Below are 11,301 nucleotides of genomic sequence, written 5' to 3'. Positions count from 1 at the left end.
GCATGTATTCGCTTTCCGATTTCGATTTTAATTTGCCGCAAGAAAACATTGCGCAAACTCCGTTGGCCGAGCGCAGCGCCTCGCGCCTGTTGCATCTGGACGGCGACACCCTGGTTGACCGCAGCTTTGCCGACATCGTCGGGCTGTTGCAGGCGGGCGACCTGCTGGTGATGAACGATACCCGCGTACTGAAAGCGCGTTTCTTCGGCGTCAAGGAAAGCGGCGGCAAGATCGAGGCGCTCGTCGAGCGCGTACTCGATGAGCGCACCGTGCTGGCCCAGGTGCGCGCGTCGAAGTCGCCGCCGCCCGGCTGCCGCATCCGCCTGGCCGATGCCTTCGATGTGACGGTCGGTCAGCGCGCCGGCGAATTCTTTACCTTGCACTTCGAGGCCGACGTGTTCGAGCTGATCGAGGCGCATGGCCGCTTGCCGCTGCCGCCGTACATCGAGCACGATGCGGACGAATTCGACGAAACGCGCTATCAGACCGTCTTCAACAAGGTGCCCGGCGCTGTCGCCGCGCCGACGGCCGGCCTGCATTTCGACCAGGCCCTGCTCGACCAGTTGAAGGCCAAGGGCGTCAACTTTGCCTATGTGACCCTGCACGTGGGCGCGGGTACCTTCCAGCCCGTGCGCACGGAGGTGCTGGCCGAACACAAGATGCACACCGAGTGGTACACCATGCCGCAGGAAACCGTCGACGCCGTGCGCGCCGCCCAACTTGCCGGGCGCGACGTGGTGGCCGTCGGCACGACCAGCTTGCGCGCGCTGGAATCGGCCTCGCAAAGCGGCCAGCTGGTGGCCGGCAGCGCCGACACGGCCCTGTTCATCACACCCGGCTATGCGTTTAAAACGGTGACGCGTTTGATCACCAACTTCCATTTGCCGAAGTCGACCCTGCTGATGCTGGTGTCGGCCTTTGCCGGCTATGAGCCGATCCGCAGCGCCTACGCGCATGCGATCGCGCAGAATTACCGTTTCTTCAGCTATGGCGACGCGATGCTGCTCACCACGCAATCGCGCGCTCCGTTGAACCTTGATACTCCCGTGAAAGACTGACATGCTGGAATTTAAACTACTCAAGACCGACACGAGCGGCCTGACCAAGGCACGCCGCGGCACCTTGAAACTCAACCATGGTGTCGTGCAGACGCCGATCTTCATGCCAGTGGGCACTTACGGCTCCGTGAAAGCCATGTCGCCGCTGGAACTCAACGAGATCGACGCGCAGATCATTCTGGGCAACACCTTTCACCTGTGGTTGCGTCCTGGCAACACCGTCATGGAAAAATTCGGCGGCTTGCATGGCTTTATGGGCTGGAACAAGCCGATTTTGACGGATTCGGGCGGTTTCCAGGTGTTTTCGCTGGGTGCCATGCGCAAGATCACGGAAGAGGGTGTGCATTTCAATTCGCCGATCAACGGTGATAAATTGTTCCTCTCGCCGGAAGTGTCGATGCAGGTGCAGCGCGTCTTGAATTCCGACATCGTCATGCAGTTCGACGAATGCACGCCGTACGAAATCCAGGGCCGTCCGGCCACCATCGAGGAAGCGGCCAAGTCCATGCGCATGTCCTTGCGCTGGGCGCAGCGCTCGAAGGACGAGTTCCACCGCGGTGAAAACCCGAATGCGCTGTTCGGCATCGTGCAGGGCGGCATGTTCGAAATGCTGCGCGACGAGTCCCTGGCCAAGCTCGAAGAGATCGATTTTCCCGGCATCGCCATCGGCGGCCTGTCCGTCGGCGAACCGAAGGAAGACATGATGCGCATGCTGGCCCACGTGGGCCCGCGCCTGCCGGCCAACAAGCCCCATTACCTGATGGGCGTGGGCACGCCGGAAGATCTGGTGGCCGGTGTCTCGAACGGTATCGACATGTTCGATTGCGTCATGCCGACGCGAAACGCCCGCAATGGCTGGCTGTTTACCCGTTTTGGCGACATCAAGATCAAGAACGCCAAGTACAAGGAAGACCAGGCGCCGCTCGACGAGACCTGCAGCTGCTATGCCTGCCGCAATTTCTCGCGCGCCTACCTGCACCATCTGCACCGCTCCAAGGAAATTCTCGGCGCGCGCCTCAATACCATCCACAACCTGCATTACTACCTGGACTTGATGCGCCAGATGCGCGAGGCACTGGACGAAGACCGTTTCCACGCGTTTACGCTGCAATTCCACGCGGAACGCGCACGCGGAACTTAAGAAATCCTTAGCTTGCACCCTGGCGGCAGCATGGCCGGAAGTTTTGTGTATTGGTGCTTGGACTGGGGCGATAAAGCATTGCATAATGCTTTTTTAGCCCCATTTAAAGTTGCCATGGCTGCAATTCGGGTTATGACGTATAGCCAATGCTAGAATACAGCGCTATTTTTTCAAACTGATTAGAACTGGAGTCACCGTGTTTTTCATTTCCAACGCTTATGCGCAAGCCCCAACCGAAGCCCTGGGCCTCGGCGGCAACCTGACCAGCTTCCTGCCGCTGGTATTGATGTTCGTGGTCATGTATTTCCTGATGATCCGCCCACAGCAAAAACGCGCCAAAGAACAACGGGCGATGATGGACGCGCTGGCCAAGGGTGACGAAGTCGTCACCGCCGGCGGCATGCTGGGCCGTGTTGTCAAGGTAGTGGACGCTTACGTCACCATCGAAGTGGCGGCCGGCACCGAAATCACGGTGCAAAAGAGCTCCATTACCACCTTGCTGCCTAAAGGCACCCTGAAGGCACTGTAATTCCTCGCTGTCATTGCCTCGGCAATGATAGACCCGGGGCGGCTATCCGCCGCCCCTCGGGACGCCTCCGACGCTCAACACTGAACGCTGAATCACTATGAATCGCTATCCTGCCTGGAAATACATCATCATCGTCGTCGCCTTATTGCTGGGCGCACTTTATACGGCGCCCAATTATTTCGGTGAATCACCGGCGCTGCAAGTAACCAGCGGCAAGTCGACCGTCAAAGTGACGGGCGATCTGATGACGCAAGTCGAGCAAATATTGACGAAAGAAAACGTCAAGTCGGAAGGTGTCACCATGGATGGCGCCGGCAACCTCGCCTCCGTGCGCGTGCGTTTCGCCGATCCCGATACCCAGTTCAAGGCGAAACTGGTGTTGGAAAAGGACCTCAATCCCGATTCCACCGATCCCGCGTACATCGTGACGGTCAACCTGCAAGCCAATACCCCGATGTGGATGCAAAAGCTGCATGCCTTGCCCATGTTCCTGGGCCTGGACTTGCGCGGTGGCGTGCACTTCCTGATGCAGGTCGATGCGAAAGCCGTACTGAACAAGAAAGTCCAAGGCGTCCAGTCCGCTTCGCGTAGCGTGTTGCGCGACAAGAATATCCGCCACGCCGGCATCGAGCGCGTGGGTGACAGCGTGCAGATCAACTTCCGTGACGCGGAAACGCGCCTGAAGGCAAAGAATGTCTTGTCCGACCAGATGACGGAACTGGCGTTCGCCGATGCGGGCGAAGGCAGCGACCTGAAACTGAACATCACGCTGAAACCGGCCGCCCTGAAGGCGACCATCGACGAAGGCGTGAAACAGAATATCTCCACCCTGTCCAAGCGCGTCAACGAGCTGGGCGTGGCCGAGCCGCTGATCCAGCAGCAAGGTCCTGACCGCATCGTGGTGCAATTGCCTGGCGTGCAGGACGTGGCCCGCGCGAAAGCCATCATCGGCCGCACGGCGACCCTGGAAGTGCGCCTGGTCGATGAAAGCATCGTGCCTGGCACCGAACTGTCGAGCGCCATTCCATTCAACTCGGAACTGTTCACCGTCGGCAAGGGCGTGCCTGTCGTGCTGGCGAAAGACGTGATCCTGACGGGCGACTATATCTCCAGCGCCACGGCCAGCTTCGACCAGAACCAGCAGGCGGCCGTATCGATCGACCTGAACGGCGACGGCGGACGCAAGATGCGCGAAGCGACGCGCGAGCGCGTGGGCAAGCGCATGGCCATCGTGCTGTTTGAAAAGGGCAAGCCGGAAGTGCTGTCGGTTGCCACCATCCAGCAGGAACTCGGTTCGCGCTTCCAGATCACCGGCATGGGCGGCGCGGAAAACGCCAACGAACTGGCGCTGCTGCTGCGCTCGGGCGCCCTGTCCGCACCGATGACCGTCATCGAAGAACGCACGATCGGACCGCAACTGGGCGCGGAAAACATCGCCAAGGGCTTCCACTCGACCCTGTACGGTTTCATCGCCATCGCCATCTTCATGATCGCCTATTACATGCTGTTCGGCGCCTTCAGCGTGCTGGCCCTGGCGGCCAACCTGCTGTTGCTGATCGCCTTGCTGTCGATGATCCAGGTGACGTTGACCTTGCCCGGTATCGCCGCTATCGCGCTGGCGCTGGGCATGGCGATTGACGCCAACGTGCTGATCAATGAACGTATCCGCGAAGAGCTGCGCGCCGGCAATACGCCGCAAGCGGCGATCGCCGCCGGCTTCGACCGCGCCTGGGCCACGATTCTGGACTCGAACGTGACCACCCTGATCGTCGGCCTGGCATTGCTGGCCTTCGGCAGCGGTCCTGTGCGCGGCTTCGCTGTCGTGCATTGCCTGGGTATTCTGACCTCGATGTTCTCCTCCGTGTTCGTTTCGCGCGGCGTGGTCAACCTCTGGTATGGCCGCAAGAAAAAGCTGACGACCTTGTCGATCGGCACGGTGTGGGTGCCGGGCGCGAGCAAATAAGCGACGGCCCGACTTACCGAATAGCGTCAACAGCGATAGCGTCCGGAGGCACAGCCACCGGACGCACAGAATAGAACTCAGAGGATTTCATGGAATTTTTCCGGATCAAAAAAGATATTCCCTTCATGCGCCATGCGTTGATTTTCAACGTCATCTCGGCCGTGACCTTCCTTGCCGCCGTCTTCTTCCTGTTCCACAAGGGCTTGCACCTGTCCGTGGAATTCAAGGGCGGCACCCTGATGGAGGTGAAGTACCCGAAAGCGGCCAACCTCGAAGGCATACGCGGCACCCTGATCAAGATGGGCTACGAAGAGCCGGGCGTGACCAGCTTCGATACGGCGCGCGATGTGATGATCCGCCTGCCGGTGGAAAATGGCGTCAGCGCCGCGAATACCTCGCAGCGCGTGTTTGACGCGCTGTGCAAGGCCGAGCAGGGCACGACCAAGGGCATCGATACCGTCACCGACAAGGGCGAGCATGTGCTCAAGAACGCCTGCATGGATGCCGCCGGCAATGAAGCGGTGGTACTGCAGAAGGTCGAATTCGTCGGTCCGCAAGTGGGCGAGGAACTGAAGCAGAATGGCTTGAACGCGCTGGTGATGGTGATTCTGGGCGTGATGGCTTATCTGGCCGTGCGCTTCGAATGGAAATACGCTGTCTCGGCGATTATCGCCAACTTGCATGACGTGGTCATCATCCTGGGCTTCTTCGCTTTCTTCCAGTGGGAATTCTCGCTGACGGTACTGGCGGCGATCCTGGCGGTGCTCGGCTATTCCGTCAACGAATCGGTGGTGATCTTTGACCGTATCCGCGAAAACTTCCGCAAGCAGCGCAAGGCAACCGTGCATGAAGTGATCGACAGTGCGATCACCAGCACCATTTCGCGTACCATCATCACCCACGGTTCCACCCAGATGATGGTGCTGTCGATGCTGGTCTTCGGCGGGCAGACCCTGCACCACTTCGCACTGGCGCTGACCATCGGTATCTGCTTCGGTATTTACTCGTCCGTGTTCGTCGCGGCCTCGATCGCCATGTGGCTGGGCGTCAAGCGCGAAGACTTGATCAAGCCGGTCAAGGAAAAAGACGAAACCGACGGCGCCGTGGTGTAAGCGCAGGGTTTTTTGCAGCTTGAATGAAGAACGATCACCGTTTGCGGTGGTCGTTTTTTTTTGTGGTGGATGACGATGAAGCGTTTTTTATGCGTAGGTATGATGGCGGGCGTGACGGCATTGGCCGGCGCCGCCGATTTCAGCCGCACTGGCAACGACAGCATTGCCATGCGCGGCCCGGTTGCCGAGGGCGACGTGGACAAGCTGCGGCTGCTGGCCACGCCGGGCACCGCGCTGTTGCGCGTCAATAGCGATGCTGGCGACGCGCAGGCGGCGATGCAGCTGGGCCGCCTGGTGCGCCAGCTGCGGCTCGATATCGCCATCGACACCGTGTGCGCAGGCAGTTGCGCCCTGTACGTTTTTCCCGCTGCTCGCGGCAAGAGCATTCCGATGGACGCCGTGCTGGCGCTACAGGAATCGGCCTTTTTGCGCGCGCAGGCGGACCGGGCGCAGCTGCGGCGCACCCTGGTCGAAGCGGGCGTGGCGGCCGAGGACCTGGACAGTGAAACGCAAGCGCTGGCAGCCCAGTTGGCAGAGACGGCGGCGCTGGAAGCGGCGTTTGCCGCGCAGCTGCGCATAGCCCCCGCCTTTTACCGCGACTTCCGGCAAGTGGCGGCGCAGGCCGAGAGCGTGCGTCAGCGCTTTCCCGACCAGGAGGCGGCCGTCTACTGGTGGCCGGCCGCCGCCCGCCTGCAGCGCTGCTACGGCATCGGCGACGTGGACGAGGGCACGCGCGCGGCGCGCCTGGCGCCCGATGGCTATCTGTACGTGCCGGCCCTGTCGGCCCTCGTCATGGGCGACCAGGCCTTGCAGGGCTGTCCATGAGCCGCAGCGGCCGTTTGTTCCTGCTGATGGACGCCATGCGCGCCAGGCGCGTGCCCGTCACGGCGGCCCAGCTGGCGCAGCAGCTGGGCGTGTCCGAGCGCACGATTTACCGCGATATCCAGACCCTGGCCGAACTGGGCGCGCCCCTGCAGGGCGAGGCCGGTATCGGCTATGTGCTGCGCCGTGGCGCCTTCCTGCCGCCGCTGATGTTCGGCGCCGATGAACTGGAAGCGCTGGTGCTGGGTGCGCGCTGGGTGCGCCGGCAGGGCGATGCGGGCCTGGCGCAGGCGGCCAGCAATGCCCTGGCCAAGATCGCGGCCGCCTCGCCGCGCGACCTGCGCGACAGCATGGCCGAGACCAGCTTGTGGGTGCCGCTGGGGCGCCCCGCCGATGGCACGCAGGCGGCCGACCGTTACGTGCAGCCCGTGCGCGAAGCGATCCGCTACGAACAGAAAATCACGCTCGCCTATCAGGATGAGCATGGCAGCGCCACCTCGCGCACGGTGTGGCCGTTCGCGCTGGCCTTTTTCGAAGGCAAGCGCCTGCTGGCCGCCTGGTGCGAGCTGCGCGGCGATTACCGGCATTTTCGCATCGACCGCATCGCCAGCGTGCGGCAGCACGAGGAACGCTATCCCACGCGGCGCCACGTGCTGCTCGATGCCTGGCGCAAGGCGCACGAGATTGATCCGGAATCCTGATTTCGCTCCTGACAAAAACTGTCAGTGACGGCGACTACGATGGTGACTTCCTCACTCACCGGAGCCATCTACTATGCGCCTGTACCACCACCCCATGTCCTCGAATGCCCGCCGTGCCCTGATGACGGCGATCCACCTCGGCCTGCCTCTGGAACTGGCCGAAGTCGACTTGATGAATGCGGACGACCGCCGCCGCCTGGGCGAACTGAACCCGAACGGCAAGGTGCCCGTGCTGGCCGATGGTGATTTCCTGCTGTGGGAATCGTGCGCCATCATGCAATACCTGGCCGAGCAGGTGCCGGGTCAGACGCTTTATCCGCAGGCGCCGCAAGCCCGCGCCGACGTCAACCGCTGGCTGTTCTGGGCCGCGCAGCACTTCGCGCCGGCCATCAGCGTGCTGGCCTGGGAACGCGCCTGGAAGGGCATGACGGGTAATGGTCCGGCGGATCCGCTGGAAGAGGCGCGCGGCGAGCGCGACCTGCATGAGTGTGCCGTGGTGCTGGACGCGCATCTGGCGGGGCGCAGCTGGATCCACGGAGACGATGTGACCCTGGCCGATTTCGCCGTGGCCGCGCCGCTGATGTACAGCGAGGCCGTGCGGCTGCCGCTGGCGCAGTACCAGCATATCCAGGCGTGGTTTGCCCGCGTGCGGCAGCTGCGCGCCTGGCAGGAAACGGATGTGGAGCTGTTGCCGGGATAATCTGCGCGCTAAGTGTGCCAGCGCACGGAGCTGGTGCGGAGCAACGCATAAGATAGGGCTGTCTCTTTCAGGACATCCCTAGCTTTGGACTTTACCCGCTTTCGAGCGGGTTTTTTTTGAATAGCGGCTTGATAAATTGATAATCGCTGCGCAGATGGGATGCATCTCCCTTCCAGCAGGTACGCCATGTTCATGCCACGCCATCCGAAACCCCTGTTGAGTACCAAGGCGGCCGCCATGCAAGTCGTCCAGCAAAAGCAGGGAACGCAGGCCATGGACAAGCATGTGCTGATCGTCGACGTGCCAAAGCCGGCGCCAGGCGTGTCGATCATGCCGCCGGTGCCGGTAAAACAGGATTAATGCACCAGCACCTTCAGCAGCGACTGCACTTCATCGTCCGATTCTTCCATGATGCTCGACAGGGTCGCATCGTCGCCGATCACGCAATCGATGCTGCCGGCGGCGCGGGCGGCGCGCACGGCGATGGCGGCCGGGCTTTCGTTGAGGGGCGACGAGACGGGCGCCAGGTCATTCGCCAGCAGCAGGGTGTCGCCCAGCGATTCGGGCGGAATGGCGCGCAAGCCTTCCCACAGCGCACCGATGGCGCCCATCACCGCTTCCGGCACCTTCAGTTTGGCCAGGACGCCGTGGCCGATGGCCTGTTCGCCATGTTCGACCCAGTCTTCTGGTTCGCCGTCGAGGATGCCGGGGAATTCGGCCGCGCGCGACAACAGATAAAAGCCGCCCACTTCATGCATGATGCCTGCAAACAGGGCCGTATCGGGGTCCACCTTGGTGACGCGGCGGGCCAGTACCTGCGACAGGGCCGCCACGTGGGCCGTATGCTCCCACAGCTGGTTGGCCTTCGCTTGCATCACGGGATCGGTGATGGTGCTGCCCAGCTGGCGCACGATCAGCGATGCCACCACCGATTGCAGGGTGCGCACGCCGAGCCGCTGCACGGCGTTGCGCACGCTGGTGATTTCATTGCCGGAACGGTTGAACGCCACGGAATTGGCGATGGCCACCGTGCGCGCGGCCAGCAGCGGGTCAGCCTGCACCAGCTTGGCGGCGGCCTCGATATGGCAGTCGGGATCGGCCAGCGCCTCTTGCAGCTTGAGCGAAGCGTCCACATTGGCAGGAAAGGTCAGCTCGCCACGAGCGGCTTGTGCGGCGATGCTTTTAAAGGCGTCGAGTCTGTTCATTGAAAAAATTATACTCGCAATATTTCCGTACGGAACTTTTTAACCATGATCTTTTCGCAAACAGCTTAGCAAAAGGCAAGCAAAGCCCCGTAAACGGAAAAAGGCATGCCCCGGTATCGGCGGCATGCCTCTTTTGATAACGCGAGCGTTATCAGTCTGCTTCGCTAAATATCGCGTCGCAGCCTTCAACGAGCTCATCGCTGTCTTCCAGTTCATCCGTCAAGCCCAGGTCGAACAATTCCTCGACGGCGTTCATGAAGCTGTTGTGCTTGGTGGCGCCGATCAGGCGGTAGATTTCGCCGTCTTCGTTGCGCACGCCGATGATCAGTTTTTCCTGGCGCACCAGTTCCGGCGTGCTGGCGTTGAGCAGCAGGTTGCCGATGATGTGTTTATCGAAATGAGCAGGCTTTTTGCCTTCGAGCAGTGAGGTTTTCAACTTGGTTTCCTTTGTCTTGTTTGAATGTCTGTGCTTGGTGAATGGTCAGCCGTTGGCGATGGCCTGTTTCAAGCCCGCCAGGGTGCTTTCCAGGCGTATGAAATCGTCTTCGGTATAGCCGTCGAACAGGCGCTGGCCCTGTTTTGTCAGCTTGGGGAACACGTCATGGAACACCTGTTCTCCCTCGCAGCTCAGGCGCACGTAATAGGAACGCTTGTCGCGCGGACAACGTTCGCGGATCACCAGCCCCTTTTGTTCCAGTCGGTCCACCACGCCCGTCAAGGTACCCTTGGTAATCAGGGTTTTCTGGCCCAGTTCCTTGTAGGACATGCCGGAGGTGTTGCCGAGCGTGGCGATGATGTCGAATTGCGCATGCGTCAAGCCGTACTGGCGCACGAAGTCGCCAGAAAACCGCTCGAAGCCTTGCATGCATTCGGCCAGCAGCCGGATACTTTTTAAATATCGTTCACCCATGGGGGTGATTATATCCTTCCGCCCCGCTTTTTTCCGCCGCGCCGGGATGCGCCCTTGCACGCGGGTCTCGATGGGGCGGAAGTCCGGTATCATGTGGGCAACTCAGCCCTTGCCCCTGGCCCGCCTCGCCGATGTCCTTCGCTAATCTTTCCCGTATCGGCCTCGACAAACCGCTGCGTTTGCTGCTGGTGCATGCCGGCGATGCCGAGTCGATCACCTGGGCCGGCCTGGTGCAGCCGCTGCGCCTGTGCGCGCGTGCGCTGGGGCCGGACGCCCTGCGGCTGGACGTGCGCACGCCGGAACAGGTGGCCGCGCAGGGCGGCAACTGGCATATCGCGCTGCTGGTGGCCGACGAGACGGAGGCGCCGCTGCGCGCGGAGCTGTGCCGGGCCGTGATCGAACGCTGCCGTTCGGCGCCATTCTGGGGCGGCGTGGGCGCGGCCGTGCTGTGGCTGGCCGACGCGGGTGTCATGGATGGCGTGCGCATCGCCTTGCCGTGGGCCCTGTACGCGGATGCGGAAGCGAAGGTCGAACGGGCCATTTTAACGCCGCACCTGTTCGATATCGACGGCCCGCACATCACCTGTTGCGGCGGCGCGGCCAGCATCGACTTTTCGCTGACCCTGATCGAAACGATCTTTGGCGCCGACGTGCAGGCACTCGTCAAGGAAGCGCTGTGCGTGGACAAGGTGCGCGGCAAGGAAGAGCGCCAGAGGGTGGCCCTGCAGGCGCGTTTCGGCGTGCTGCAGCCGAAATTGTCCGAAGCGGTGACCTTGATGGAAGCCAATATCGAGGAGCCGCTGTCGACCGACGACATCGCCAGCCTGGTGGGCTTGTCGCGGCGCCAGCTGGAGCGGTTGTTCAAGCAATACCTGGGCAGCTTGCCGTCGCGCTACTACCTGGAACTGCGCCTGCAGCGCTCGCGGCAATTGTTGCTTGATACGCATTATTCCATCGTGCAAGTCGGCCTGATGTGCGGCTTTTCCTCCGGTTCGCACTTTTCCACGGCCTTTGGCACCCTGTTTGGCAATACGCCGCGGGAAGAGCGGCAGCGCAAGCTCATGCCACCCGCGTAATTAAGCAAGCCCGGCTGTGATGAATTGTGAAAATCCTTGTCGCAGATTCAAAAGAGTTTTAGCATCCCGCTTTTTATAATGCAG

General features: G+C 61.6%; 13 protein-coding genes. 10 read left to right on the top strand and 3 right to left on the bottom strand.

Going from position 1 to position 11,301, the window contains the following annotated elements:
* Positions 1–2: 2 nt before the first annotated feature.
* From queA to P9875_RS28320, 9 genes are all read left to right on the top strand, one after another.
* Positions 3–1,058 carry a tRNA preQ1(34) S-adenosylmethionine ribosyltransferase-isomerase QueA gene (queA, locus tag P9875_RS28360; RefSeq protein ID WP_035822850.1) on the top strand — a complete coding sequence of 352 codons (1,056 nt, stop codon included), beginning with the start codon at positions 3–5 and terminating at the stop codon, positions 1,056–1,058.
* A gap of 1 nt (position 1,059) precedes the next feature.
* Positions 1,060–2,199, top strand: a complete 1,140-nt coding sequence (tgt, locus tag P9875_RS28355) for a tRNA guanosine(34) transglycosylase Tgt (protein ID WP_035822848.1) — start codon at positions 1,060–1,062, stop codon at positions 2,197–2,199.
* Positions 2,200–2,395: 196 nt separating this feature from the next.
* Complete coding sequence (gene yajC / locus P9875_RS28350) at positions 2,396–2,728, top strand: preprotein translocase subunit YajC (RefSeq protein ID WP_035822846.1); 333 nt, start codon at positions 2,396–2,398, stop codon at positions 2,726–2,728.
* Between the two features lie 97 nt (positions 2,729–2,825).
* Positions 2,826–4,691, top strand: a complete 1,866-nt coding sequence (gene secD / locus P9875_RS28345; RefSeq protein ID WP_219308474.1) for a protein translocase subunit SecD — start codon at positions 2,826–2,828, stop codon at positions 4,689–4,691.
* Between the two features lie 89 nt (positions 4,692–4,780).
* Positions 4,781–5,803: a protein translocase subunit SecF gene (gene secF, locus P9875_RS28340; protein ID WP_219308472.1), complete on the top strand. Its 1,023-nt coding sequence runs from the start codon at positions 4,781–4,783 to the stop codon at positions 5,801–5,803.
* A 75-nt stretch (positions 5,804–5,878) separates the two neighbouring features.
* A complete protein-coding gene (locus P9875_RS28335) occupies positions 5,879–6,628 on the top strand; it encodes a hypothetical protein (protein ID WP_278317247.1) in 750 nt (249 codons plus the stop codon).
* Entirely contained in the window at positions 6,625–7,326 is a 702-nt protein-coding gene (locus tag P9875_RS28330) for a helix-turn-helix transcriptional regulator (RefSeq protein WP_035822837.1), read from the top strand. Before P9875_RS28335 ends, P9875_RS28330 begins: the two co-directional genes overlap by 4 nt.
* 94 nt (positions 7,327–7,420) lie before the next feature.
* Positions 7,421–8,026 (top strand): glutathione S-transferase family protein, encoded by a 606-nt coding sequence (locus P9875_RS28325; protein ID WP_235211756.1) that lies wholly within the window; start codon positions 7,421–7,423, stop codon positions 8,024–8,026.
* 186 nt (positions 8,027–8,212) lie between these two features.
* Positions 8,213–8,386 carry a hypothetical protein gene (locus P9875_RS28320; protein WP_161784187.1) on the top strand — a complete coding sequence of 58 codons (174 nt, stop codon included), beginning with the start codon at positions 8,213–8,215 and terminating at the stop codon, positions 8,384–8,386.
* On the opposite strand, the gene P9875_RS28315 is transcribed toward P9875_RS28320, so the two are convergent.
* From P9875_RS28315 to P9875_RS28305, 3 genes are all read right to left on the bottom strand, one after another.
* Complete coding sequence (locus P9875_RS28315; protein ID WP_278317246.1) at positions 8,383–9,231, bottom strand: HDOD domain-containing protein; 849 nt, start codon at positions 9,229–9,231, stop codon at positions 8,383–8,385. The genes P9875_RS28320 and P9875_RS28315 overlap by 4 nt on opposite strands.
* Before the next feature lie 151 nt (positions 9,232–9,382).
* On the bottom strand, positions 9,383–9,667 hold the full coding sequence (locus P9875_RS28310; protein WP_034745526.1) for a hypothetical protein: 285 nt from the start codon (positions 9,665–9,667) through the stop codon (positions 9,383–9,385).
* A gap of 45 nt (positions 9,668–9,712) precedes the next feature.
* Positions 9,713–10,141 carry a MarR family winged helix-turn-helix transcriptional regulator gene (locus P9875_RS28305; protein WP_176389670.1) on the bottom strand — a complete coding sequence of 143 codons (429 nt, stop codon included), beginning with the start codon at positions 10,139–10,141 and terminating at the stop codon, positions 9,713–9,715.
* A 131-nt stretch (positions 10,142–10,272) separates the two neighbouring features.
* Here P9875_RS28305 and P9875_RS28300 point away from each other — a divergent pair, with 131 nt between their 5' ends.
* On the top strand, positions 10,273–11,217 hold the full coding sequence (locus P9875_RS28300) for a GlxA family transcriptional regulator (RefSeq protein WP_278317245.1): 945 nt from the start codon (positions 10,273–10,275) through the stop codon (positions 11,215–11,217).
* The last annotated feature ends 84 nt before the right edge of the window (positions 11,218–11,301 follow it).

The organism is Janthinobacterium rivuli, assembly GCF_029690045.1.
GTDB classification, from domain to species: Bacteria; Pseudomonadota; Gammaproteobacteria; order Burkholderiales; family Burkholderiaceae_D; genus Janthinobacterium; species Janthinobacterium rivuli.
The sequence above is the reverse complement of the archived record's forward strand: the minus strand, read 5'-3'. Positions and strand labels throughout refer to the sequence as shown.